Raw genomic sequence first — 25935 nt, 5'->3', positions numbered from 1 at the left:
ACTTGAGCGCATCGTGTGCACGGGAGGGATCTCATTCATGGCAACGCGGAAGACGGCGAGTAAAGCTACCGATAAAGCAGCCGGCAAAGCCGGGCAGATCAGGATTGGCATCGGCGGCTGGACCTTCGAGCCATGGCGTGGCCCCTTCTACCCGGAAGGACTCGTGCAAAAACGCGAGCTCGAATACGCGAGCCGCAAGCTCACCACGATCGAGATCAACGGCACGTTCTACGGCTCGCAGAAGCCCGCCACGTTCGTCAAGTGGCACGACGAAACCCCGGATGATTTCGTCTTCTCGCTAAAGGCGCCGCGTTTCGCAACGAATAGGCGAGTGCTCGCGGAGGCCGGCGACTCCATCGATCGATTTCTCGCAAGCGGCGTGCTCGAATTGAAGAACAAGCTCGGGCCGATCAATTGGCAACTCGCCCCGACCAAACAATTCGATGCAGACGACGTTGAAGCCTTCCTGAACCTGTTGCCCCACAAAGTCGATGGCCGTGAGATCCGGCATGCGCTCGAAGTGCGGCACGAGAGTTTTCGCGACGAAACGTTCATTGCCCTCGCGCGCAAGCATGGTGTTGCCATCGTCATGGCGGGGGATTCGAAGTATCCGCAGATCGCCGACGTCACGGCGAAGTTCGTCTACGCGCGCATCATGGGAACGAGCGAGCAATTTGCGCAAGGCTATGACGACAAAACGCTGGATTTATGGACCAAGCGGGCTCGTGACTGGGCAGCAGGCGGGGCGCCGAAGGGACTTGAAACTGTCGGCAAGCCAGCCGCAGCGACTACGCCTCGAGACGTGTATTTATACGTGATCAGCGGCTTCAAGGCACACAACCCGGCTGCGGGCATTGCCATGATCGAGCGACTGAACGGCAGCAGCGCTTAGCGGGTCATGGCGACTTACTTCGGATCGGCCTTTGCGCCGAGCGTGGTCAGTGCATCCAACAACCAGTTCCCAGCGAGTCCCAGCGAAGCGCCCTTTAAACACAGGGCGTCGACCGCGACCAACCGGGGCCACCCGCGCGCCGATAATTCCTTTAAGGTTTTTGCGCCGAAACGATCCGCCACCCACCGAGGCAGCTCGGTCCACCCGAAGCCCAGCTCCGCCATTTCCAGCAGGAGCAGATAGCTATCGGCAGACCAGACTCGCACGCTTCTCTGATGCTCGCCCGGCTTCACGCCCGTGGTGATTCGCAATTCACGGTGCTTGGCGAGCTTTTCCATGGTCAGATCCGCAACGCCGCTTAGAGGATGTCCTGTCGCGACGAACAGTGCCAGCTCCGACGATTCCGCCAGCCTGATCGAGCGGACTTCCGGAGGATAGCTAGCCAGCGCCGCCACTACGCCAAGCGCTGCGCGGCGCTCCTGCACCAGCGAGACCACATCTTCGTCTTCCTTGACCAGGCACTCGAGTTCGACCGTGGGAAAACGCTTTTCGAATGCCACGAGCAGCTTCTCATAGTGAGGAGGCTGATACGTATTGGATATGGCCAGACTCAAGCTGGGCTCCAGCCCAGCACTGAGTCTCGCGGCCGCTTGTATCAAGCGATCGTGTGCCTCAAGGGTCTCGCGGGCATTGGCAAGCAGCGCTTCGCCATGTGCGGTGAGACGAGGCTTTCGGGTAGTTCGATCAAAGAGCGCGACGCCTAAGTCAATTTCCATGTCCGCAATGATCGTGCTGACAGTCGATTGACTGCGCCCCAGCTTTCTCGCGGCGGCGGAAAAAGAGCCCGCGGCGGCGGCCTCCGAAAACACAATCAATGCGTCGATAGAAGCGACCATGATCTATCTGATTTTCCGATAGTAAGCAATTTGGGATATTAAGGGCGACCCCTGAAAATAACAACTGTCTATTCAAAAGTGAGGTCGATATGACCACGCAACGCAGCCTCTACGAACGCATATTCCAGGTACTTCTCTTCGAAGGACTTGCCATCAGCATTTTTTCTCCCGTCCTGTCATGGGTCGTCGACAAACCTCTGGGCGAAACCACGGCCCTGACGGTCGCGATTTCCGTCACCGCCATGGTGTGGGGTTTCGCGTTCAACTCTTTCTTCGGCATCCTTATTTCCTATGCATCAAACAAGGTTCAAAAATGGAAGCGCGTCATTCATGCCCTCGGTTTTGAAATTGGCCTGGTCCTGATCGCGGTCCCCTTGTCGGCGTGGTGGCTACAGATGACGTTTGTTGAGGCGCTGCTGATGGATCTTGGGCTACTGCTCGTTTTTCTTCCGTACACGTTCTGTTTTTATTGGGCGTACGACATGCTAAGACAACGTCTGGTCAAAGCGCCCCTTAGGTCACGTCCTTCAACCCCGCATAAGACCTTGGTCGCTGAGCGCCGGTCGCAATATGCTCCGGCAAGACCGGTGAAAACAACCGGGCCATGACGGTGGGCCCTCTAACCTAGCATCGAAACGACTCTTCGAACACGCGCCGCACAATGCGGCGTTGTTCGAATTTCGTTGCAACTGTGGTCCAACTTGTTAAAGTCGCGGAATTCTATTGCCAAGAGCCTGATTCGACCGCGATGAATTCTCTTGCCCGGCGCCATGCGGCGCTCTTCTGCCGCCGCACTTGCAAACACGCGCTGTTCTGCGCGCTGCCGCTCCTTGCTACCGCAGGCACAGTCCGTGCGCAAGGCTCAGTCACGCTATACGGCACACTGGACACCAGCATCGAAGTGACTAATCCGGGTAATGGCTGGACGGCGCGAATGGATTCCGGCGCGTATCGAGGCTCGCGCGTCGGCCTGCGCGGCAGCGAGCCCCTGGGCAATGACACGAGCGTGATCTTCGACCTGGAAAACGGCTTTGGCTCTGCAAACGGCACCCTCGACACGGCCGGCACCCTGTTCAACCGGCAGGCATGGGTCGGACTCGACGCACCGTGGGGTCAAACCCGCTTCGGCCGGCAATACTCGCCGCTCTACATCCCGTTCAAGGGTGGACTCGATGCCTTTGGCGCGGGCACCATTGGATCGGGGCTGAACAACTTATCGAAGATCACGCCTTATACGGATAACGCGTTGACGTGGATCTCCCCTTCGATAGCCGGCTTCAATGTCACCGGCATGGCAGCGCTGCGCGACCCGGGCGACGGCAACGGTATCGGCGGGTATTACGTGACTGCCAATTACACGCTGAATGCCCTGAACTTATCATATGCACGGCAGCAAACCCACGGCGACGCCGGGTTACGTGCGAATCTGGCGGGAGCATCCTATCTGTTCGGTCCCGTGCGCACCTACGTCGCGCTGTTCAACGGCGACGGCGGCAGTCCGCGCTATCACGACGACGGCATTTCGCTCTCAGCCTCTTGGGCCATCACGCCGCTGGCACGCGCGTCGCTAGGCTACGCGCATGCACGCGATCGCAGCGGCGAGGGCAACAACGCGGACCAGTTCAGCGTCGCGTTCGAATACTCGCTGTCGCGTTCCCTCCTGCTGTATTTCACCGCCGCCGATCTGGAAAATCGCGGCAACGCTACGTTCACCCTTCGCGGCGTCAACGTGACGGGATTGCCGGTCGCCTACCCGGGCGCACCGGTACGCGGTGTGCAACTCGGCATGATCGAACGATTTTGAACCGGGTGTTTTTTGCGATTGGCTGATCGCCACCGAACGAAGAAATGCACCGCCAAGCCCCCCTTTCGAAAATGACTTGAACATGCTCATCAAACACTCTCTCGTTATTGCAGTGCTGTTTTTTCTGGGTGTTACGCAAGCGCAGGCGGACGCAGGATTTTATGTCGATCCCGACTCGAGTCCCGCATTGTGGGTGCGAGCGCATCAAGCGGACCCGCGTTCGCCACGCATCGCAGAGTCGATTGCCAACGTACCCATGGCGCGCTGGTTCGGCAACTGGAGCGGCGACGTGCACAAGGCGGTCAAGCGCTTCGTCGACAAGGCGAATGCCACGCACCGCGAACCCATCCTGGTCGCCTACAACATTCCTCATCGCGACTGCGGAGGGGCATCGGCGGGCGGCGTGGACGATGCGTCGGCTTATCGGGTCTGGATAGACTCGTTCTCGCGCGGCCTGGGCAATCGCCGTGCGATTGTCATTGTCGAGCCGGATTCGACCGCGCAACTGGATTGCTTCAAGACTGATGACGAGCGCGACGAGCGGCTCGGCCTGCTGCGTTATGCGGTCTCGCGATTTCATCTCAACGCACCGGTAGCGGACGTCTATCTCGACGGTGGGAACGCACATTGGATTCCCGCGGCTGCCATGGCGGCCCGGCTCAACGCCGCGGGTTTGAGCGAAGCGAAAGGCTTCGCATTGAACGTATCCAATTTTTATACGACCGAGGAATCGGCCGCTTATGCAAACTCGGTGAACGCGGCGTTAGCGGCGCAATTCGGCTATAGCAAACCATTCGTTGTCGATACAAGCCGTAACGGCAAGGGTTCGGATGGCCAGTGGTGCAATCCGCCCGGCAGGATGATCGGCGCACGCACGAGCGGCGCATTGGGCACCATGCTGCCGGTATGGATCAAGGTCCCGGGAAGTTCCGACGGACCCTGCGGGGTCGCTCCCACATTGCCGGCCGGCGCGTTCAGCCCGGAACTGGCGGTGCGTCTTATCGACGGCGACTAGCGGACAAGGGGATGGCGTTTGCCTGTCCGCTAGCCGCTCATCCGCAATCGGCGGCCGATAACTGCTCCGCGGTCTGGATGGGTCACCCGTGGAATACGCCAGGCGAGCGGCGTGCTGCTGCCGGCTCGGCCCCCGGATCGACTACCGCGACAATCTGCGCGCGCAATCCACTTGCGGTCGCTGACTGACCGATTGCCTGAACGCGTGCTATCGATGTGGCGCCTTGCTGATCGAGGAATACCGCATCATCGGACAGGGCTGTGCGTTCAATCCGATGATTGCGATAAGGCCGCTTCTGCATCAACTCAACAGTCAGTTTTTCGGGGAAGAAAATCTGTCCGACGTGTGACACATGCTCGCCACTAAGCGACGCGCCGCCACTGTTCCCGGCGACGCGCACCTTGAAGTGAATGTGATTGGTCCGCCCCGGATAAAAGCCGGGAAAAATTGTCTGGAAGACGACGTTCCCCTGAGCGTCCGCGCGCTGCACGCCTCTCAGGAAAGTCAGTCGATCACCAGGTCGGCTTGGCGGCGGCGGAAGCGGTCCTCCATGACGGTCGCCGGCCCCGGGAGGAGGTCCAAAATTCGGAGCGCCGGGCGGCGGCCCCGGCGGTAGCATGCTCTGCTTCGTGAAACCTGAGTAGATGCCAAGGGCATCGCAATGCCAGACATCGACGATCGCGTTTGCAAGCGGCGAACAACGGCGCGCATCGACAAGCGCTATATTCAACAGCAGGGGAATGCCCGCACGTCCTTCCGCGATGCCGGACCTGAGCAACTCGCCTTCAATGTAGTACGGGCCGACCTCCTGCTCGGCGCTTAGCTGGCATAAACCGCTGCCGTTTATGTTTCCGGAAGCTTGCGCGTCCTCTGGAAATCTTAGGGCGCCCCCAAGGGCAATGGCGGTGAAAATGAATTGACGACGGGCTATACGGGTCTTGCTAACCATCTGGCTCACTCTTGATTGGCGGGAATGGCGCGGGCTGCTCGTTACGACTCTGCCGCACCGGCCGCACTATAAGACGCCGGGAAATTTCATTGGTTACCCTTCTTTTACGAGGTCTTAGGTATCTCAAGGTGACCATGCAGTGCGCAGCCAAGCACATGCCGAGCACCCGCTTTCCAGCACTATTCGCGAGAAAGCGCTGAAAGAATCACTAAGACGCCGTAACACGGCCCTGGCGGGCATCGTTTATAGTCGCTTCGATTGCAGCTTACAAAGCTCTTCAAGGGCTCATTCAGGCTCAAGCCATGTCCAACAGCGAAACCCGAATCCTTCTAGTCGACGACGACGCCGCCCTGCGCGACTTGCTGCAGGCTTTCTTCGATGAACGCGGCGTCTCAGCCACGTTCCGTGAAGACGCACGCGACCTGAATCAGGTGGTGATGCGCGAGCGCCCCTCGATCATCGTGCTCGACCTGATGATGCCCGGCATCGACGGCCTGACGGCCCTCACCCGGCTGCGTGCGGATAATGACGATACGCCGGTCATCATGCTGACGGCGCGTGCGGACGACATCGACCGCGTGGTGGGTCTGGAGATGGGCGCGGACGACTATCTCGGCAAGCCTTTCATGCCGCGCGAGTTGCTTGCGCGCATCAACGCGGTGCTGCGCCGCCAGGGTGTGAGCCGTTCCCCAAGCCCGACGACTCAACGCTCGGAGCCGGTGCGCTTCGGGCGCTTCGAACTCGACTTTGACGGCCGCACGCTCACGCGTGACGGCGAACCGCAGCGCCTCACCAACAGCGAGTTGCGCCTGCTCAACGTGCTCGTGCGCCACCCGATGGAAACACTCTCGCGTTCGCGGCTGCTCACCCTCTGGTACGGCACGCACCCGGACGTGACCGAGCGCGGTATCGACGTCCCGATCTGGCGGCTGCGCCAACTGATTGAAGACGATCCCTCGCAGCCGCGCATCATCCAGACCATGCGCGGTATCGGCTATATGTTCGTGCCGCCGCGAGCCTCCGGCGATGCACCCGATGCCTAACGCGATGCATAGGCTGCTGCGTCCCCTCAACACGATCTTCGGCCGGCTCGCGCTGCTGTCGGTGGGCCTGCTCGTCATGATGCAACTGACGTGGATGGTGATCGTGGATCGCGAGCGCGGTATCATCGAGGCGGATCACGTCAGCCGGCTGGTACGGCTGGTGCTGGATCCGGCGGCGAGCGCCGCCGACGGCTCGAGCGAGCGTCTCGCCGCCGCGCTCGGCCTGCGTTTTGCCGACGCCGGGGCACAGTCCGCGCCGCTCGGTTGTCCACCGCCCTGCGCCGATACACACGGCCCGTTCGAGACCGTCCTGCGCGCGGACCTGCCGCCTCAAAGCCGAGTGGTGTTCGACCACACCGGGGACCTCATGTGGGTGCGTTATGGCCCATCGTCGCGATGGCTTCTGATTCCAGCCATCGTGCCTCCCGTGAGCCGCTTGCTAAGCGCGAGTGCACTCATGCTGTTCCTCGCCATTGCCATCGCACTGCTCGGCGCCTGGCAAATACAGAAACCCGTATTGAGGCTCGCACGCGCTGCTCGCGAGTTCAGGCTGGGGCATCGTCCGCCGATGGTCCTGGCCAACGGCCCGTCGGAAGTCAAAGGGCTAATCGGTGACTTCAACGAAATGGCCCGTGAACTGAGCGACGCCGAGCAGGAACGGGCGGTCATGCTGGCCGGCGTCGCGCATGACCTGCGCGCACCGATCACGCGCATCCAGGTCCGCGCGAACCTTGTGCAGGACGCGAACGCCCGCAACGGCTTTTTCCACGACACTGAATCGCTTGCGCAGATCGTCACGCAGTTTCTCGACTTCGCCCGCGATACCGAAACAGACGCGCATGCCCCGTGGATTTCAGTCGATGCGTTCTGCCGTTCGCATTACTCGGAAGCTGAAGCGGATGCCGACGGCCATGACGTGCTTGCACGAGAGCCGCTGTTCGTACTCGACCTGAAGGCGGGCGATGACTTCCGCCTGCCTGCCGTGGAACTCGACCGGATACTGTCGAACCTCGTCGAAAATGCGTTCAACTACGGCGCGCCGCCGCTTTGCATTGCGACGTCGCGCCATAACGGATGCGACCGCCTGAGCGTGCGCGATCACGGCAAGGGCATGCCCGAAGCGCATTTCGCGCGCGCGCTCAGGCCCTTCGTGCGAATCGATCCGGCTCGCGGCGGCGATGCACATTGCGGCCTGGGACTGACGATCGTGCGGCGTCTCACGCGTCGATATGGCGGCGACCTGTCCATGCATAACGCCGATGGCGGCGGCCTCGCGGTTGTTCTCGACTTCCCCTTGCGCGTTCGCGCCTGACGACATTGCCGCGCACTCCGCGGCAATGTTACATCGCGTAATCAGGCACTAAGCCAGCGTAAGGGAGGGCTCGTTAAGCTCGTGTCATCCCTTGCCGCCGGCATGGCGTTGCGCGGTTTTCTCGGAGCCTCCTTCGCTTTCCCTGGCTTTTTTCGAAAGACCTGCGCATCGATGTCTGCCCGGCGGCCCTTTGTCGAACCTTGATCGAAGGATGCTCACCGCATGCCCAGAATAATCAATCAGGTATCCATACTACCAACCTGGTCAGCCCGCTCGCTGCGCACCCGTGCACTTTTCACCGTTGCTGCTTCGGTGGCCGCGTTTTCGCTCGCCGCTTGCGGCAATGGCGGTTCACAGCGCCCGCCACAGGGCGTGCCCGAAGTGGGCGTTCAAACCATCGCCCTGCATCCGATCGTCGCCAGCACCGAACTGTCCGGCCGCCTGTCGGCCGTACGCGTGGCCGACGTCAGGCCGCAGGTGCAAGGCATTGTCATGAAGCGGCTCTTCACCGAAGGCTCGATGGTCGCCGCAGGCGCCGTGCTCTACCAGATCGATCCGGCCAGCTATCAGGCGAGTTATGACCAGGCCGTCGGGACGCTCGTGAAGGCACAAGCCACGGCCGACGCCGCGCAAACCAAAGCGACCCGTTATGCGGATTTGTCGAAGATAGACGGCGTGAGCAAGCAGGACTATGACGACGCCATCTCGTCGCTGCAGGAAGCGAAGGCCGACGTGGTCGCTGATCGCGCGGCATTGAAAACCGCCGCGATCAACCTGGGTTACACGAAGATCGTGGCGCCGATCGCCGGGCGTATCGGCAAGTCGAGCGTGACCGAGGGCGCGCTCGTCACGGCCGTGCAGACCACGGCGCTCGCCACCGTTCAAGCAACCAGCGAGATGTACCTCGATGTCACCCGTTCATCGGTCGACTGGTTGCGGCTGCAAAAGGAATTCGCGAGCGGCCAGTTGCAGCAGGCGGGCAGCGACGGCGCGGTCGTGCACCTCGTGATGGAAGACGGCAGTGATTATCCGCATGCCGGCAAGTTGCTGTTCTCGGATATCACCGTCGATGCCACCACCGGTTCGGTCACGCTGCGCAGCGTGTTCCCCAATCCGGAAGGTGCGCTGCTGCCGGGGATGTTCGTGCGCGCGCGGCTCGAAGAAGGCGTGAACCAGCGGGCGATCACGGTGCCGCAACTGGCGGTGTCGCGTGCATCGGACGGCTCGGCCAGCGTGCTCACTGTCAGCGCCGACGGCAAGGTCGTGCAGACCGCCGTGACCGCAAACAGCGCCAACGGCGCGGACTGGGTCATCACGAACGGCCTGAAGGCCGGCGACCGCGTGATCGTGTCGGGATCGCAGAAAGCGCGCACCGGCGCGCTCGTCAAAGCGGTCGAAAGCCCCTCCCCTTCCGATTCAAATTTCGATGCGCCCGCTACGGCAGCTGCGGCGGCATCGGCAACCCGCAGTTAAAGCGAGAACCTCATGGCAGGCTTTTTTATCAACCGACCGATTCTCGCGTGGGTCATCGCCATCGTCATCATGATGGTCGGGGCGGCGTCCATCCGCACGCTGCCCGTCGAGCAATATCCGAGCGTCGCGCCGGTGTCCGTGCAGATCACGGCGACCTATCCCGGCGCTTCCGCCGAAACAGTTGCGACCACGGTCACGCAGGTCATCGAACAGAAGCTGAGCGGTATCGACAACCTGCTCTACATGTCCTCCACCAGCAATAACGCGGGATCGGCGACCATCACGCTGACCTTCCAGCAGGGCACCAACGCGGACATCGCACAGGTGCAGGTGCAGAACAAGGTTGAGCAGGCAAGCTCGTCGTTGCCGCAAACGGTGCAGAACCAGGGCGTGCAGGTCGCCAAGGCGGCCAACGCGTTCCTGATGATCGTCTCGCTCTCGTCATCCGATGGCAGCATGAATTCGATCGATCTCGGCAACGTCATCGCCACACAGATCGAGGACCCGCTCACGCAGATCGATGGCGTGGGCGACGTGACGCTATTCGGCGCGCAGCACGCCATGCGCGTGTGGCTCGACCCGGTCAAGCTGCAGGCGGTAGGTCTGACGGCAAGCGACGTCACCACCGCGGTCACGAACCAGAACGTGCAGCTATCGGTCGGGCAGATCGGTGGTTCTCCATCGACGAAAACGCAGGCCATCAACGCCACGATATCCGCGTCGAGCCTCCTCACCACGCCCGCGGAGTTCGGCTCGATCCTGCTGCGCGTGAACACGGACGGCTCGAAGGTGTTGTTGAGCGATGTGGCACGCGTGGAAGTCGGCGGCGATGACTACAGCACGGACTCGCGGCTCAACGGCAAGCCCGCCGCGTCGCTTGCGGTGAAGCTCGCAAGCGGCGCGAACGCAATGAGCGTCGCGAAGGCGGTGCGTGCGAAGCTCGATGAGTTGACCCCACAGTTACCGCGCAGCGCAGTCGTCGATTACCCATACGACACCACGCCGTTCGTGCGCATCTCGATTGAAGAAGTGGTGAAGACGCTGATTGAAGCGGTCATGCTGGTGTTCGTCGTGATGTATGTGTTCCTGCAGAACCTGCGAGCCACGCTGATCCCGACCATCGTGGTGCCCGTAGCGCTGCTCGGCACGTTTGCGGTGATGTCTGCGGTGGGCTTCTCCATCAACGTGCTTTCCATGTTTGGGCTCGTGCTTGCGATCGGCCTGCTGGTGGACGACGCGATCGTGGTCGTGGAGAACGTCGAGCGCCTGATCGCGGAGGAAAAACTGTCGCCTCTGGAGGCGACACGAAAAGCGATGAAGCAGATCACCGGCGCGCTTGTCGGCATCACCACCGTGCTGATCGCGGTTTTCATTCCGATGGCCTTCTTCTCCGGTTCCACCGGTGCGATCTACCGGCAGTTCTCGATCACGATCGTGGCGGCCATGCTGCTCTCCGTGTTTCTCGCGTTGACGCTCACTCCCGCGTTATGCGCGACGCTGCTCAAGCGTTCGGACATGGAGCATCACGAAAAGCGCGGGGTACTCGGCTGGTTCAACCGCGTGCTTGCGCGTGGCACCGACCGCTATTCCACGGGCGTATCGCGCGTGGTCGGCAAGCCAGTGCGTTATCTCGTGATCTATGCGCTGATCGCGGGCGTGGTCGTGCTGCTCTTCACGAAGCTGCCATCGTCTTATCTTCCCGAAGAGGACCAGGGCATCATCATTACGTCGATCTCGACGCCGGTCGGCACGCCTTCCGCGAAAACGCTCGATACCGTGAAGCAGGTCGAGGCCTACTATCTCGGCTTGCCGCAAGTGGACAAGATCATCACGCTCACGGGATTCAGCTTCAACGGCTCGGGCCAGAACAATGCGCTCGCGTTCGTCAAGCTCAAGGACTGGAGCACGCGCCGCGGCAAGGATGGACAGGCGTCGTCGATCATCCTGCACGCCAACATGCATTTCGCAACAGCCGCACGCGACGCGCAGATCTTCGCGCTCAACCCGCCGGCCATCCAGGAGCTCGGCACGCAAAGCGGGCTCGACTTCGAACTCGAGGATCGCGCGGGACAAGGCCACGACAAGCTGATGGCGGCACGCCGCGAGTTGATGGCGCTGGCCGCGAACAGCAGCATGCTCTCGGGCATGCGTCCCGGCGGTCTCGACGATACCCCGCAGTTCCACGTCGACATCGATCGCGAAAAGGCCAGCGCGTTGGGACTCTCCATCGCCGATGTGAACGACACGCTGGGGACGGCGTTCGGCTCGACCTACGTGAACAATTACGTCGATACAGGCCGCATTCAGAAGGTGTATGTGCAAGCCGATGCACCCTACCGGATGATGCCTTCGGACATCGGACGCTGGTACGTGAAGGCTAGTGCGAACAGTTCGTCGAGCACCACGAATTACGACGCTCAGATGGTGCCGTTCTCGGCATTCGCCACCGGCACGTGGACTTTTGGGCCGCCGCAGATCGAGCGTTTCAACCGCACGCTCGCGATGGAAATCACCGCACAAACCGGCACTGACGCCAGCACAGGCCAGGCGATGGATGCAGTCGAGGCACTCGTCAAGAAACTGCCCGCGGGCTTCGGCATCGACTGGACCGGGCAGTCCTATCAGGAACGCCTCGCGGGTTCGCAAGCGATCTATCTGTATGCGATCTCGCTGATCGTCGTGTTTCTCTGTCTCGCGGGTCTGTACGAAAGCTGGTCCATTCCGATCGCGGTGATTCTCGTCGTGCCCCTGGGCGTGCTGGGCGCCGTACTCGGTGCGCATCTTCGCGGTCTTCCTGACGACATCTACTTCAAGGTCGGTCTGCTGGCGACCATCGGTCTGTCGACGAAGAACGCGATCCTGATTGTCGAATTCGCGAAGGATCTTCAAGCGCAAGGCCGCGGCTTGATCGACGCCACGCTCGAAGCGGCGCGCCAGCGCTTGCGGCCTATCCTGATGACCTCGCTCGCGTTCATATTCGGCGTGCTGCCGCTTGTGATCAGCACGGGCGCGGGATCGGCGAGCCGTCACGCGATCGGCACCGGCGTGATGGGCGGCATGATCGCCGCCACCGTCCTCGCGATCTTTTTTGTACCGGTGTTCTTCGTCGTCGTGCGGCGTTTGTTCGGCGAGCACGGCCACACCACGCATACCACGCATACCGAAGGTGAGCAATGATGAGACTCAGACTGGGTGCTTGCCTGCTGTCGCTGGCAATCACCACACTCACCGGCTGCACGCTCGACCCTCATTACGAGCGGCCAGCGGCACCGGTGGCCGCGGCCTATCCACAGGGTGACGGTTACGAAAGCACGACGGCCGCGCAGAAGACAGGCTCGGATACGTCGCAAACACTAGCCGTCGATACTCAATGGTGCAGCTTCTTTCGCGATCCGCGTCTGCAAAAGCTGATCCAGATCGCCCTCGACAACAACCGCGACCTGCGCGTCGCAGCGCTGAACGTGGCGGAATACGAAGCACAATATCGCATCACGCGTGCAGCGCTGGCGCCCTCGATATCCGCGAGTGGCAGCGTGACACGCGAACGTACGTTGGGCGTAACCAGCGTATCGAACGACCTTAACATCGGCACTACGTCGTGGGAGATCGACTTCTTCGGGCGTCTGCGCAGTCTCAAGCGGCAAGCGCTGGAGAACTATCTCTCGACTGAGGCATCGCGTCAGAGCACGCGCATCAGCCTGATCGCGACGGTGGCGACCGACTACCTGACCTTGCTTTCGGACGAGTGGTTGCTGAAGATCACGCAGGACACGGTGGCGGCTGACCAGGCCACCTATGACGTCACGAAGCGCATACAGGAACTGGGCAACTCGTCCCTGCTCGATGTGCGTCAGGCGCAGAACACACTCGCCAGCGCGCAGGCAAGTCTGGCGTCCTACAGGCGAGCTGTGGCTCAGGACCGCAACAATCTGGTCGCGGTGCTCGGCGCGCCGATCCCCGACGACCTCCCGGCCGCGCCCGCGTTCGACCAGGCTACCGGCACATCTATGTTCGCCGAGATCGACGCGGGCCTGCCTTCGACCTTGCTCACGCGGCGGCCGGATATCGTGGAAGCGGAGCATGCGTTGAAAGCCGCGAATGCGAATGTGGGCGCCGCGCGTGCGGCGTTCTTCCCGAAGATAGAACTGACGGCGACCGCGGGGTCGTCTAGTTCGACGCTATCCGGTTTGTTCAAGGCTGGAACGGGAGCATGGGCGTTCGCACCAACCGTCTCCCTGCCGATCTTCGATTACGGCAGCAACAAGGCGTCGCTGGACGTTGCGAAGATTGAAAAGAACATTGAGATTGCCGACTATGAAAGCGCGATCCAGACGGCGTTCAAGGAGGTATCGAATGCGCTGACGGCGCGTGCAACGTACATCGATCAAGTGAGCGCGGATCACGATTATGTAACGTCTGCGCAGGGCTATTACACGATTGCGCAGGCGCGGTACAAGGCAGGCACGGACAGCTTCCTCACGTTCCTCGATGCACAACGAACGCTCTACACCGCGCAGCAGCAGTTGGCGTCCGACACGCTGTCGCAGCAGTCCAATCTCGTGACCTTGTATAAGGTGCTGGGCGGCGGGGTGCAGTGACAACGGGCAGCGCGTGATGCTTATTGACTACCCGCCCGTTTTATCGAGGGTAATCCCGAGTTCGGCCGCCATCTGTTCGACCATTGTCCGCAGTTGGACCAGTTCCTCGCCGAGCCGCTTGTGGTCGGCCTTGAGAATCTCGAACTCGGTATATGAAACGGAGTCGTCGACAGAACCAGCCGCCGACGCTTCGCTCACACTCACGCTCACTTCGCCGCATAACAAATGCGCCCAGCGGCTTTCGCGCTCGCCCGGCGTGCGCGGCAGCTTCACGACGCGCGGCGGCTCGTTCGCGGCGAGTTCATCGAGGAAAGCTTCGACCGACGAGATATCGGCGAAGCCATGCAGGCGCGCGGCATTCAGGCGTAGCTCCGCTGCAGTCTGAGGCCCGCGCAGCATCAACGTAGTAAGCAACGCGGCGGCCTGGCTCGGGATACCCAGCACGCGGTTCATGTTGTGCTCGAAGCGCGGCACGCGGCTGCTGCTGCCTTCAAAAACCAGGCTCAGGCGTTTCAGGTCGTCGACGGTCGTGAGGACATCGGCGTCGGTGACGTTCATCACCGGGGAGCGGGCGGTCTTCTGGTTGCAACCAGATGTCAGTGCATTGACCGACAGCGGATATGCATCGGGCACTGTGTGCTGTTTTTCGACGAGGACGGCCAACACACGCGCCTCGAGCGGCGTCAGGGTGCGCATGGGTGGGCGTGAGGGAGCATCGGGAGTGGAGTTCATGCTTAAGGTCGCTTGGTGCAGGTACTTGATTCGGACCTGGCGTGAGCCGGGCGGACGTCGATGGGCGTTCAAAGAGCCCTATGATATCCCCGCTGCCTTCTCCCGAGAATACGTGGCAAGGCGGCGGGGCGCGGAGCCGATCGTGGCCGGCCACGCGCCGCCGTGCAACATGCAACAGTGAGTAGAGGTGCTACTTCCGATCAATCGAATATCTGCCTGGGCCAGTCACGCACAACAGCAGCAGGCCGCCCATGATGCTGATGTTCTTGTAGAAGTTGATCATGTTGGCCATATGCGCATCACCGCTCATCGTCCAGAAATGATGCCCGATGAGCGCCGTGCCCAGCGTGTACAACGCCAGGAGAAGCGCGAGCGGCCGGGTGTAGAAGCCGATCACGATTGCGATGCCGACAAAAAACTCCATGACGACCGCGATAACGGCGGAGACCGTGGGAAATGGAGTGCCTTCGGAGGCCATGAAGCCGACCGTGCCCGAGAAACCTGTCAGCTTGCTCCAGCCGAAGATCACAAACAGGATCATCAGCAATATGCGCGCGACCAGAATCAGTTCATCCTTGCGTTGCGCGAAGAGGTTGTATCGCATGATCACTTTCCTTTGGGAAGAGGACAACGGTACGAGGGAGGGCGACGCTCGGTCCGCGCGCCTGTCGAACATTAGCACCACTATGTTGTGGCCGGCAAACCACGAGGTTTATTTACTGCGTGAGTGGCGCGCCTTCTCATGGCGAACCCGCGTGCTCCATGAACCGGTATCGACGAGTTCGGCGCGGCAGCCCGAGCGTTAAGGTACCCATAAGGTTCCATTGCATATAGTGCTCTGCAACGTACTACCCAAAAGCCCGGCGCTTCACGCCCCGCATTCGGCTCACCGCAGGCACGGGGCACCAATGGAGAAAGAGCGTGAGTAACCTTACCAGCAAACATGTTTCCGGCATGCTCAACAAGGTCCCGGAAGTCACCCTCGCTTTCTGGATGATCAAAATCATGTCGACGACAGTCGGCGAAACAGGCGCCGATTATCTCGCGGTCCACGTGGGTCTCGGCACCGCCGTAACAGGCGCGATCATGGGCACGTTACTGGTCATTGCGCTGGTGCTGCAGCTTCGTTCGCGCGAGTACGTGCCATGGATCTACTGGTTGTGCGTGGTGCTCGTGAGCGTAGTGGGGACACAGATCACCGACGCCCTCACCGACGGACTCGGTATCAGTCTTTATGTCAGCACAACTGTTTTCGCCATTGCGCTGGCCGCGATTTTTGCGATCTGGTACCGCTGCGAGCGGACGTTGTCCATCCACACGATTGTTACCCGGCGGCGCGAGCTCTTCTACTGGGCTGCCATCCTGACCACGTTCGCGTTGGGCACCGCCGCCGGCGACCTGACAACCGAAGCGCTCGGTCTTGGATTCAGGGTTGGCGTGGTCGCGTTCGGGGCACTCATCGCCATCACCATGGCTGCGTTTTATCTCGGCGCCGATGCCGTGTTGACGTTCTGGATCGCCTACATCCTGACGCGCCCATTGGGTGCTTCGCTGGGTGACCTGTTGTCCCAGGCACGGTCCTACGGAGGCCTGGGATTCGGCAATGTGACGACCAGCGTCGTGTTCCTGGCAGTTATCGTTGCCCTGGTCTCTCTCGTGAGCGCGGGCCGAAACCGATCGGGCCGAACAACACCGCCAGACAGTCCATTCGACGCAGCATGATTCACAAAAATCTTTCGCTTGCTGCCTGAGCGGATCACCAACACAGGAGAAGACCCAATGAACAGAATTACCCTTTCCCGCGCCCTTTTGGCCGCAGCACTTGGCGTCGCGGTAGTCGCAGCCGAACACGTCCTCCCTTCAGCCCAGTTCATTGCATCGGCTCACGCGGCAACGGCATCGAAACTCGGCGATTTGTCACCCTTCAGGTCGATTGTCGTCGATACCTCGGCCCTGGTGAACAAGGGCAATCTTGCCGGAGCAAAGACACGCATCAAGGATCTCGAAACCTCTTGGGATGAGGCAGAGCCCTCCCTGAAACCGCGCTCTGCAGCAGACTGGCATGTCGTCGATAAAGCAATCGATCGCGTATTGTCGGCACTACGCGCGGGCACGCCGGACGCTGTGGAATGCAAGCAATCGCTGGCCGATCTTCTTAAGGAAATCGACCGCGTGGGCGCAAAGGCTTAAGGCCCGGCTACCGCGTTCCCGTTCGTTAGCGCGTGACGGCATCGCGACCGGCGCGCTCGATGCCATCGACAAATTCGCGGATGATCCCCGCAATGGCCACCGGCGACTCCAGCGGAGACAAGTGGCCGGTACCGGGCAGCACACGCATGACCGCATGAGTAATGCGTGTGAGCAACTCCGCTTCGAGGATCGCGGTCCCGTCGACACGGTCAAGCTCGCCGGCAATGACAATGGTCGGTACATCGATCGCGGCGACATCGAGCGTAATGTCTTCCTGGCTCGTCGATCGGGGCCATGCCAGCTTCGCCTGAAGCGCGCCACGCAGGCTGTCTTCAATCACCTGTTCCCGGTGCTTCGGACTCAATGGTTTGGCGGTGAGCATCTGGTCTATCGCCATGCCGACCGACTCCCGCGTGAGGTAGGCGCCTTCCATTGCTGAGCGCACCTCGGCCGGCAGCGCCAGCGGCCCGGGCGGAGACGGCGCAACCAGCACGAGTCCCGCCAGTCCGCGCGGCCGCCGCGACGCGAGCAACTGCGCAATCTTGCCGCCCATCGAATGACCGGCCAGGACGAACCGGTCCAACTTCAATGCGGCAATCACGTGCTGCGCGTCATCGGCGAAGTCGGCGAGCGTGTAGCCGGCGGCCGGCGCGTCCGAGTCGCCCCAGCCCCGGAGATCGGGCGCAACGGTCCGGTATTCCGCCGGCAGCGCAGCGATCACGTCATCCCAGGTGCGCGACGAGCCTCCCCAGTAATGCAGAAAAACAACCGGCAGTGTGCCGTTGCCCTGATCCTTGACGTGAATCTGTATACCGTTCGACGCTACTTTCATCGCGCTTCTCCTTGATATCGGCGGCTTGACCGTGGTCGGCCAAACTCACAAGGCGATGTTAGATTAGCGCATGAAAGGCGATAATCCCCGCTTTGGTATCATCACCCAATCATCCGGCTATCGAATAAAAATGGACCGCTTTGCGAGCATCGCCGTGTTTGTGGCCGCCATCGACGAGGGCAGTCTCGTGGCCGCCGGCAAACGTTTTGGCTTGTCCGCCTCGATGGCGGGCAAATACGTCAGCGCGCTCGAAGCCGAGTTGAACGTGCGCCTGCTTCATCGCAGCACTCGAAGCCTGAGCCTCACCGACGCCGGGCGCACGTACTACGTCCGGTGCCAACACATCCTCGAGGAATTCGACGATGCCAACCGCGAAGCCAGCGACGCGCACAGCGCGGTACGCGGCACCTTGCGAGTCGCCGCGCCGGTCACGTTCGGGACCATGCATATGGGCGAACTCGTCGCGCGCTATCTTGACGATCATCCCCATGTAAGCATTGAAGTCTCTCTCGATGATCGCTATGTCGACCTGCAAAGCGCGGGCATTGACGTGGCCATCCGTATCGGCAAGCTGCCCGACTCCGATCTCGTCGCCCGGCGCCTCGCACCCTGCCGCATGGCAATCTGCGCGTCACCGGCGTACCTCAGCCGTGAGGGCACGCCTGAAGATCCCGACGACCTCCGGCTTGCACCTCGGCTGGCGTTCAACGAAGCGGTATCGGCTCCTGAATGGACACTGACGGACGAACAGGATCACGACCATGTGATCGACGGACCGCTTCGGATGCAGGCCAACAACATGCAGATGCTGCTCTCGGCGGCACTCGCGGGCGTCGGGATTGCATATGGGCCCACCTTCGTTTTTGGGCACGATATCAAGGCTGGAAACTTGATCAGGTTGCTCCCTGACTACAGGACCGCCGAGCTGACCATCAACGCGGTTTATCCGACTGCACGCTATGTGCCGTCGAAGGTTCGGCAGTTCATCGATTATCTAGTCGAGGCATTTCGCGACGAGCCGCCGTGGGATCGCTGATGGCTGTGTCTGATGGCTATGACTGATCGTGTTGCACCACCACTGACGCTTGTATAGTGGCGATCCGTGCAGGTTGGCTGCGTGATGACCGATGCAAAGTACAAGCGCAGAGGCCGCTTCAAAAGTATGCGAAGCTACGGCTGGCACTAATGTCATTGGCGTCATCCAGCCGTCCGGCAATCATCCCTTCGCGGGATAAAGAACGACAACGCTCGAGCGGCCACGCATGCTCTTGCGATATTTTTGCAGTTGCGTGGACGCGTATTAGCTCTTGAGAGAACTTATGGACAATCCAACCCGCTCGGAACGCTCCCGTGCAGCAGCCATCCAGGCGGCGCTCACCATTATTTCCCGCGATGGCCCGGGCCAGCTCACGTTCGATGCCATCTCGCGCGAAAGCGGTATCAGTAAGGGCGGGCTGATGCACCAGTTCCAGACAAAAGGAAACGTGCTGAAAGCGTTGCTCGAGCACCGCACGGAGTATTTCGAGAACTTCTCCCGGGACTACCTGGCGAAGATCGGTCCCGACCATCCCAGCGCCGCCCTGTTGGTGCAGATCGCGACAACCCGCGAATCCATGACTCAGCAGGACTCGGTGGGCCATGCGATTCTGGCGGCGCTGGTGGAAGATCCCACGCTTCTGTCCGCCATTCGGGAATCGGATGCAAAGAGGATCAAGCGCGTCAAGTCCGAGGCAGCCGACCCTGAGCTCGCCTTGTTGCGCTGGGAGGCAGCGAGAGGCCTCGCATTGACCTCACTGCTCGGGCTGTGCCCGCTTTCAGACAAGGAGCGCGGCCGTTTATTTGATCGACTGCTGGACGAGCGCCAGTGGGCAGGTTGTTCTGAAGCTCCGAAAAAAACGCGCTCCGTGCGCGGGTCACGTAGCGCAAGCTCTGGTGATCAAAACGGATGATCGGGGAGATTCCCGCTAGGTGATAGGCCCGGTGGAGATCGCCCCGCATCGCGACGCAGACCGCAGTCTCAGGCGGCCCAGTTCCAGCCGATCACGCATGAGAAAACCGTGCCGCCGGATTCAGAAATGGGAACGGGGTTAGTTGAGCAGATTAAGAAACAGCTTGGATTGAAGTGAGTCGGTGGCCTCGGGAGGGGCTGCCTTCACACATTCGCTGTAGATGATAGGTCGCGGAGTCGTTGCAATGCAAGACATCGCACTTCGGTTTTGAGGTGTGAAAATTATCGGAGAATCACATAACCATGTTGTCTTATCCTGTGAAATTGGAGCTAGATACGAAGAACACGTATCTGGTGACCTTCCCGGATATCCCCGAAGCCGTATCTGTCGGAGACGATGAAGACGAGGCACTACTTAACGCGCTGGACGCTTTGGAGAGCGCCATCGAGATCTATTTTGACGCGAAGCGGGAGGTTCCCCCTCCTTCAAAACCAAAAAAAGGACAGCCTGTCGTGACGTTGCCGGCACTCGTCGTTTCGAAGGTTTTGCTCGCCAACGAAATGATCCGCCAGGGTATCAAGAAGTCGGAACTCGCACGTCGTCTGGACGTACATATGCCGCAGGTCGATCGGTTGCTTGATCCGCGTCATTCATCCAAGCTGGATGCCATTGAAGCGGCGTTCAACAAGCTCGGCAAACGGTTGGAAATATCCATCGCCTGATCAGTTTTCGCACAAAGTTCGGCCCCGGACGCGTCGGCGTTTACGGGGCCTTTCTAATTGGGCTGCTGCCGAGCCCAAGACGCCCGTCAACGCACTGCGCAAAGCGCTTGACTCATTTGCGCGCATCCGTAACAAAACACCATCCGGGCAAAAGCCAACACCCTTGCCCGGCAAAATCACGCCAGCGCAGTCACCGTGATTTCAACCAGCAGATCCGGCGCGGCCAGCTTGGATTCGACCGTCGCGCGTGTCGGCGCGCAACCCGGTGCGACCCATGCATCCCACACTTCGTTCATGCCCGCGAAGTCGCGGCCAATATCCGCCAGCCAGACCTGCGCCGACACCAGCCGCGTTTTATCGATACCCGCTTGCGCGAGAAAACCGTCGATCTTCGCGAGAACCTGCTGCGTCTGTCCTTTTACGTCGAGCGTGCGGTCATTCGACGTCTGTCCGCCGACGAACACCAGCCCTGCCGCCTTCACGACACGGCTCATCCGTTGGTTGGTTTCGATTCTGACGATATCATTCATAAGTATTCCTCGTTAATTTAAAATTACCATCAATCAGCATGGCATAAACATGTGTCATCTCTATGCCGCCGCGACATCCTTGAACCGGTCGATGGCAAACGCATCCAGCGGCAAAGACGCCACGCCGTCCAGCACCAGTTCCGACACCAGCTTCCCGCATGCCGGCCCTAGCTGGAACCCGCTGCCGCAGTACCCGAACGAATAGGTCAGGTTCGACGCACGCCGGCTGGCCGAGATCACGGGCAGCGAGTCGTCGGTGAACGCTTCCACGCCGGCCCATGCTCGATTGATGCCGAGATTGCGCAAGTGCGGAAACAGATCGACGACCGTATTTGCGCTCTTCACCAGCCGCGCGAAATCGACTTCGCCATGGCGTCCGGGCAAGTCCGCGATCCCGATCAGCTTGCCGCCAATCACCACCGTGCCGTTATCGAATTGCTTGAACGACAACGGCCGTCCCGTCGCGCCGAGTGTCGCACGGCAGAACGGTGCGGCCCGATGCGTGACCATCAGCATCAACCCTTCCGGATGAACCGGAACCGGCTCGCCCACTTGTTGCGAGAGCTCACCCGCCCACGCGCCGGCCGTGACCACCAGCTTCGCGGCGGAGAAAACTCCCGACGGGGTATGTGCAAACCACCGTTCGCCCTTCTGTTCAATACGCCTGACCGGTGTACCTTCATGAAACACAGCCCCGTGACGCTCCGCCGCCAGCCGGAACGCGGTGGTCGTCCTGAACGGCAACGCGTAACCATCGCGTTCGACCCAGATACCGCCGGTCACATGCGGCGTAAGCGCGGGCTCAAGTTCAAGCACGGTCTCACGATCGATGATTTTCTCATGCGTGAAACCATGCGCTTCGAGCAGCGCGACGCGTTCGCGGCATTCATCGAGTTCGGCTTCGGTCTCCGCAATCTTCAACTGCCCCGACGCCACGAAACCGCAGTCGTCACCGATTGTATCGACGATGTCGTGCCAGATCTCCCGGGACATCAACGCAAGAGGGATCTCCGGCAATGGCCGACCGAGTGTACGCACGCCACCCGCATTGACGCCCGATGCGTGGCGCCCGACATAATCGGCTTCCAGCACGGTCACGCCCACCCCGCGGCGTGCCATATGGAATGCGCTGCTCGATCCATGCAGCCCACCGCCGATGACCAGCACATCCGACTCATAGGCTACGGGCTTATTCACCGGCCAGTTCTCCGAGCGTGAGTGGTTTGATCGGCGGACGGATGCGGTAATAGCCCACCGTGTCGGGAGGCACGCTGCGTGCATTCGCGATCACTTCGGTCACGGTCAATCCGCACAAGCGGCCTTGACATGGACCCATGCCGCATCGGCCGAAGGATTTCGCCTGGTTCGGCCCAAGACAGCCGAGCTTCACGAAATTGCGCAACTCACCGGCAGTGACTTCCTCGCAGCGGCACACGATCACCTCGTCCTTCGGCACCCGATTTTCATCGCGTGGACGGTAGAGACTGTCGAGGAAAGGACGAATGCGCATGACCTCGGCCAGCCGGCGAAGCAGCGGCGCCGCAGTGCGATTGCGCGCGGCGGTATCGATCACGCCGAGCTGAGCAGCAATCGCCAGCGCTGTGACTTCGCCCTGCGTTTGCGCCGCCTGCGCGCCGCCGATGCCACCGCCATCTCCCGCGACGAAGATGCCGGGGACATCGAGTTCGCCCCATTCATCGGTGACGGGCGCGAAGCATAACTGCGCGTCATCCCACTCATGCGATGCCCTGAGCGAGAGCGTGAACTGCGTATTCGGCACCACGCCCTGATGCAGCAGGATCACGTTGGCCTCGATCCGATGCGACACGCCACGCACTGAGAAATTCAAAGCGCGCGCCCGTTCGGAACCGTCTTCATCGATACCGCTTTCTACCCGGAGATCATCGGCGGCTTCATGCATTGACACGCCTGCTTCGCGCAAGGTCCGCATCAACTGCAGGCCTTTGCTCAGATACGGCCACGCGCGCAAAGCGGACAACATGTGCCGCTTCGCGCGCCAGCGGTCTTCATGACGCGTAGTGTCCACGAGCGCGCGAATAGGTACACCCGCGCGGACGTACTGCCAGCCGAGCAAATAAAGCAGCGGTCCGCAGCCGACGAGTATGGGCGCATCAGCCGGCACTTCGCCCGCGCTTTTCAGCAGGATCTGTGCGGCGCCGGCGGTCATCACCCCGGGCAGGGTCCAGCCGGGAATCGGAAACGGCCGCTCCAGCGCACCGGTCGCGAGCACCACGCGCCGGGCCTCGAAGCTGCTCACCTTGCCGTCCTTCAGATAATGCACCGTACGCTCGCGCGTGACTTGCCAGACCGACGCGTTCGGCACGTAACGCGCACCCGAACGCGCAAACTCGCTCGCGAGCGCCGCACCCGCGGCATAGTCCGCGCCGAGGATCTCGCGGCGCTGAGCGTCGCTACGCTCGATCGCGCGATAGATCTGCCCGCCGACCGCTTCCTGTTCATCGAGCAGGACCACGGACAGCCCGGCTCTCGCAGCCTGCGTTGCAGCAGCGAGCCCGGCAGGCCCGGCGCCGATCACGGCAACATCAAAGGTTTCAGCGGCCATGAGCGTTCTCCACCGGGTTCACATCGGACAGCGGCGGCAAGTCGCGCGCCCCCTCTTGTGAATGAATACGCATGCCGTCTTGCACCGCGACGAGGCAACTCTGCCGGCTCGGCATACCGTCGATCTCGACCAGGCATTCGAAACACGCGCCCATCATGCAATACGGCGCACGTGGCGCACCGGACACTGGCGTCGCGCGAAATCGCTGGACGCCTGCGGCCAGCAATGCGGCGGCAACCGAGCGTCCGGCCGGCACGCTGAGCGGCTGGTCATTGAACCAGATCTGGATAGTGGCCTCGGCCTTGGCATCGGCGCCAGCAGCCGGCGAAAGCACTCTGAATAGCGGTTTTGAAGTCATAGTCGGACAGGTCGAAGCAAAGCGGAATGGCGGCGTTCAGGACGCATCGCGGTAGAGGGACAATGGCAAACCGTTGTTCCCGAAGTCGATGCAAGCGAGACGTTGAAGCGGCTAATGAGCATGGCTGGCCGCGTGATCGGCGGCGAGAAAGCGGCCGCCTCGAAACGAAGCCAGTTCATCGGGGATCGGTCCGCCTCTGATCCAGGGGGCAATGCGCATTGCATGCGCTGCCGCGAGCGTCACGCCGCTGTGACAGGTCACAACGAACGCGCCTGGATACTGCAGCGACTGCTCGTAGATCGGGAAACCATCCGGGCTGTAGACACGCAGCGCAGCCCAGGTGCGTACCAGCCGCACGTTCTTCAACAACGGGAACGCACGCACACCGCGCCGCGCGATGGTCGAGAGCACATCGGCGGTGGTGAAGTCGTTGTAACCGACCTCCTCCATCGAGTCACCGAACTGCACGGAGCCTTCATCGGTCTGGCGCACATTGATGGTCGGGTAATGCAGGAACGGGGCGACCCGTTCACTGACCAGCACCTGTCCGCGATTCGGCGCAACCGGCGCATGCAGGCCCACCTGGGCGCTTAGCGCCCGGTTGCCAAGGCCCGCTGACAGGACAACCTTCGGCGCGCGCCATACCGCGTTCTTACCGTGCACGGCGAAGCCGTTAGTCTCGGGAACAATGCGCTGGATATCTTCGCCGCTAATAAGCGTCACACCGCGCCGCTGTATGGCGTCGTGCAGCGCGCGCAGCAGCTTGAGCGGATTCACATGCCCGTCCATGGGCGTATAACTTGCGCCGATCACTTCAGGTCCTACAGCGGGAATACGTTCGCGCAACTCCCGTGCATCGAGCAATTGAAACGGATACTCGTCGCCCAGTTCCGCCTGCAACGTGGACAGGCGCTTCTCGCGCTCGGCCATTTCTTCGTCGGAGAAACACAGGTGGAAACCGCCGGGCTGCTTGAGCGATACATCAATACCCGTTTCTGCCAGCAACGCCGCGGCGAGTCCCGGCCACAATCTTGACGAACTGCGCGACCAGCGTGCATAGGGCGTCAAACCGTAGCCTTTGCCCTGCACCCACACCAGCCCGAAATTGCCGCGCGACGCACGAAAACCGCCATCGCCTTGATCCAGCACCGTGACTTTTGCCCCTTCGCGCGCCAGCCCGTAGGCCACGGCCGTTCCTACCAGCCCACCCCCGACCACCAGCACGTCGGGACTGTCGACTGAATGACCTCTCATCGTGTTTCTCCAATCAGGACGCGGTCCAGACCCACCATCCGGTCGAGCACCAGCATCAGTATTATTGTGCCGACGATCAACACGGTCGACACGGAGGCCACCAATGGATCGATCGTCTGCGCGATCTGGTTGTACATCGCGACGGGCAGCGTGGTCGTGCCCGGCGTCGCGACAAAAATGGTCATCGTGAGTTCGTCGAAGCTCTGGATGAACGACAGCACCCAGCCCCCGGCCACGCCGGTGCGGATCATCGGCAGCACGACGCGGCGAAAGGCCGTGAAGCGGCTCGCGCCACATGACAGCGCTGCCCGTTCTGCATCGCGATCGAGTCCAATAGCCGATGACAACGCCAGCCGCAGCGCGTACGGCAACACAATGATCACGTGCGTCGCGCAGAGCGCCCAGAACGAGCCGCCGAGGCCGAGCAAGCTCAGGAAGCGCAGGAACGCGATGCCCAGCACGACGGCGGGAATCATCATGGGCGAGAGGAAAAAGCCGGTCAGCGCGCCGCGTCCGGGGAACCGATAACGCGCGATGGCCAGCGCCGCCGGCAACGCAAGCGCTACGCCGACCGTGGCCGCCACCAGCGCGAGGCGCACCGAGAGCCAGAAGGCATCGACGATCTGGTCGTTGTGCAGAAGCGCCTTGAACCAGCGCAACGACGCGCCGTCGAACGGCAGCGAGATGAAGCCCTTGTCGGTGAACGAGACCGCGATCACGACCACCAGCGGCGCCGCGATGAACGCAAGGAAGAGCGCATTAAACAGCAGGCCCAGGAATCCGTTTTGTTTCATGACGTCTC

25 protein-coding genes are annotated in these 25935 nt (G+C 61.3%); 14 read left to right on the top strand and 11 right to left on the bottom strand.

Annotated features, from left to right (window positions below; all coding sequences use genetic code 11):
* Positions 1-37 precede the first annotated feature (37 nt).
* Positions 38-892 (top strand): DUF72 domain-containing protein, encoded by an 855-nt coding sequence (locus ACSOSP_RS24930; protein WP_455313567.1) that lies wholly within the window; start codon positions 38-40, stop codon positions 890-892.
* Positions 893-906: 14 nt separating this feature from the next.
* On the opposite strand, the gene ACSOSP_RS24925 is transcribed toward ACSOSP_RS24930, so the two are convergent.
* Positions 907-1788, bottom strand: a complete 882-nt coding sequence (locus ACSOSP_RS24925) for a LysR family transcriptional regulator (RefSeq protein ID WP_455313566.1) — start codon at positions 1786-1788, stop codon at positions 907-909.
* An 89-nt stretch (positions 1789-1877) separates the two neighbouring features.
* Between ACSOSP_RS24925 and ACSOSP_RS24920 the strand changes: the two genes are divergently transcribed.
* From ACSOSP_RS24920 to ACSOSP_RS24910, 3 genes are all read left to right on the top strand, one after another.
* Positions 1878-2396, top strand: coding sequence for a PACE efflux transporter (locus ACSOSP_RS24920; protein WP_455313565.1), 519 nt, complete (start codon positions 1878-1880; stop codon positions 2394-2396).
* A 140-nt stretch (positions 2397-2536) separates the two neighbouring features.
* Positions 2537-3592, top strand: a complete 1056-nt coding sequence (locus ACSOSP_RS24915) for a porin (protein WP_455313564.1) — start codon at positions 2537-2539, stop codon at positions 3590-3592.
* 82 nt (positions 3593-3674) lie between these two features.
* A complete protein-coding gene (locus ACSOSP_RS24910) occupies positions 3675-4607 on the top strand; it encodes a glycoside hydrolase family 6 protein (protein WP_455313563.1) in 933 nt (310 codons plus the stop codon).
* Positions 4608-4689: 82 nt separating this feature from the next.
* On the opposite strand, the gene ACSOSP_RS24905 is transcribed toward ACSOSP_RS24910, so the two are convergent.
* A complete protein-coding gene (locus tag ACSOSP_RS24905) occupies positions 4690-5556 on the bottom strand; it encodes an intradiol ring-cleavage dioxygenase (protein WP_455313562.1) in 867 nt (288 codons plus the stop codon).
* Between the two features lie 302 nt (positions 5557-5858).
* On the opposite strand from ACSOSP_RS24905, the gene ACSOSP_RS24900 reads away from it, so the two are divergent.
* From ACSOSP_RS24900 to ACSOSP_RS24880, 5 genes are all read left to right on the top strand, one after another.
* On the top strand, positions 5859-6599 hold the full coding sequence (locus ACSOSP_RS24900) for a response regulator (RefSeq protein ID WP_455313561.1): 741 nt from the start codon (positions 5859-5861) through the stop codon (positions 6597-6599).
* Positions 6592-7911 (top strand): ATP-binding protein, encoded by a 1320-nt coding sequence (locus ACSOSP_RS24895; protein ID WP_455313560.1) that lies wholly within the window; start codon positions 6592-6594, stop codon positions 7909-7911. The genes ACSOSP_RS24900 and ACSOSP_RS24895 overlap by 8 nt, the downstream gene beginning before the upstream one ends.
* 222 nt (positions 7912-8133) lie before the next feature.
* Complete coding sequence (locus ACSOSP_RS24890; protein ID WP_455313559.1) at positions 8134-9384, top strand: efflux RND transporter periplasmic adaptor subunit; 1251 nt, start codon at positions 8134-8136, stop codon at positions 9382-9384.
* Between the two features lie 12 nt (positions 9385-9396).
* Positions 9397-12561: an efflux RND transporter permease subunit gene (locus tag ACSOSP_RS24885; RefSeq protein WP_455313558.1), complete on the top strand. Its 3165-nt coding sequence runs from the start codon at positions 9397-9399 to the stop codon at positions 12559-12561.
* A complete protein-coding gene (locus ACSOSP_RS24880) occupies positions 12558-13982 on the top strand; it encodes an efflux transporter outer membrane subunit (protein WP_455313557.1) in 1425 nt (474 codons plus the stop codon). Before ACSOSP_RS24885 ends, ACSOSP_RS24880 begins: the two co-directional genes overlap by 4 nt.
* A gap of 27 nt (positions 13983-14009) precedes the next feature.
* On the opposite strand, the gene ACSOSP_RS24875 is transcribed toward ACSOSP_RS24880, so the two are convergent.
* Both ACSOSP_RS24875 and ACSOSP_RS24870 read right to left on the bottom strand, forming a co-directional pair.
* Positions 14010-14714: a YceH family protein gene (locus ACSOSP_RS24875; RefSeq protein WP_455313556.1), complete on the bottom strand. Its 705-nt coding sequence runs from the start codon at positions 14712-14714 to the stop codon at positions 14010-14012.
* A 190-nt stretch (positions 14715-14904) separates the two neighbouring features.
* On the bottom strand, positions 14905-15318 hold the full coding sequence (locus ACSOSP_RS24870) for a DoxX family protein (protein WP_455313555.1): 414 nt from the start codon (positions 15316-15318) through the stop codon (positions 14905-14907).
* A gap of 350 nt (positions 15319-15668) precedes the next feature.
* Between ACSOSP_RS24870 and ACSOSP_RS24865 the strand changes: the two genes are divergently transcribed.
* Both ACSOSP_RS24865 and ACSOSP_RS24860 read left to right on the top strand, forming a co-directional pair.
* Positions 15669-16436, top strand: a complete 768-nt coding sequence (locus ACSOSP_RS24865) for a COG4705 family protein (protein ID WP_455313667.1) — start codon at positions 15669-15671, stop codon at positions 16434-16436.
* Positions 16437-16493: 57 nt separating this feature from the next.
* Entirely contained in the window at positions 16494-16904 is a 411-nt protein-coding gene (locus tag ACSOSP_RS24860; protein ID WP_455313554.1) for a histidine kinase, read from the top strand.
* Between the two features lie 25 nt (positions 16905-16929).
* On the opposite strand, the gene ACSOSP_RS24855 is transcribed toward ACSOSP_RS24860, so the two are convergent.
* Entirely contained in the window at positions 16930-17736 is an 807-nt protein-coding gene (locus tag ACSOSP_RS24855) for an alpha/beta fold hydrolase (protein ID WP_455313553.1), read from the bottom strand.
* A 130-nt stretch (positions 17737-17866) separates the two neighbouring features.
* Here ACSOSP_RS24855 and ACSOSP_RS24850 point away from each other — a divergent pair, with 130 nt between their 5' ends.
* The 3 genes from ACSOSP_RS24850 (at position 17867) to ACSOSP_RS24840 (ending at position 20407) form a co-directional block, all read left to right on the top strand.
* A complete protein-coding gene (locus ACSOSP_RS24850; protein WP_455313552.1) occupies positions 17867-18772 on the top strand; it encodes a LysR family transcriptional regulator in 906 nt (301 codons plus the stop codon).
* 283 nt (positions 18773-19055) lie between these two features.
* Positions 19056-19685: a TetR/AcrR family transcriptional regulator gene (locus tag ACSOSP_RS24845; protein WP_455313551.1), complete on the top strand. Its 630-nt coding sequence runs from the start codon at positions 19056-19058 to the stop codon at positions 19683-19685.
* 302 nt (positions 19686-19987) lie between these two features.
* Positions 19988-20407, top strand: coding sequence for a type II toxin-antitoxin system HicB family antitoxin (locus ACSOSP_RS24840; protein WP_455313550.1), 420 nt, complete (start codon positions 19988-19990; stop codon positions 20405-20407).
* A gap of 176 nt (positions 20408-20583) precedes the next feature.
* On the opposite strand, the gene ACSOSP_RS24835 is transcribed toward ACSOSP_RS24840, so the two are convergent.
* The 6 genes from ACSOSP_RS24835 to ACSOSP_RS24810 all read right to left on the bottom strand — a co-directional run bounded on the left by ACSOSP_RS24835 (position 20584) and on the right by ACSOSP_RS24810 (position 25927).
* Complete coding sequence (locus ACSOSP_RS24835; protein ID WP_213768060.1) at positions 20584-20937, bottom strand: RidA family protein; 354 nt, start codon at positions 20935-20937, stop codon at positions 20584-20586.
* 60 nt (positions 20938-20997) lie between these two features.
* Complete coding sequence (locus ACSOSP_RS24830; RefSeq protein WP_455313549.1) at positions 20998-22134, bottom strand: NAD(P)/FAD-dependent oxidoreductase; 1137 nt, start codon at positions 22132-22134, stop codon at positions 20998-21000.
* Entirely contained in the window at positions 22127-23521 is a 1395-nt protein-coding gene (locus tag ACSOSP_RS24825) for an FAD/NAD(P)-dependent oxidoreductase (RefSeq protein ID WP_455313548.1), read from the bottom strand. Before ACSOSP_RS24825 ends, ACSOSP_RS24830 begins: the two co-directional genes overlap by 8 nt.
* Complete coding sequence (locus ACSOSP_RS24820; protein WP_455313547.1) at positions 23511-23879, bottom strand: (2Fe-2S)-binding protein; 369 nt, start codon at positions 23877-23879, stop codon at positions 23511-23513. The genes ACSOSP_RS24825 and ACSOSP_RS24820 overlap by 11 nt, the downstream gene beginning before the upstream one ends.
* A 111-nt stretch (positions 23880-23990) precedes the next feature.
* A complete protein-coding gene (locus tag ACSOSP_RS24815) occupies positions 23991-25133 on the bottom strand; it encodes an NAD(P)/FAD-dependent oxidoreductase (protein WP_455313546.1) in 1143 nt (380 codons plus the stop codon).
* Positions 25130-25927, bottom strand: coding sequence for an ABC transporter permease (locus ACSOSP_RS24810; protein ID WP_455313545.1), 798 nt, complete (start codon positions 25925-25927; stop codon positions 25130-25132). Before ACSOSP_RS24810 ends, ACSOSP_RS24815 begins: the two co-directional genes overlap by 4 nt.
* Positions 25928-25935 lie beyond the last annotated feature (8 nt).

The organism is Caballeronia sp. KNU42 (assembly GCF_053760385.1).
The sequence above is the reverse complement of the archived record's forward strand: the minus strand, read 5'-3'. Positions and strand labels throughout refer to the sequence as shown.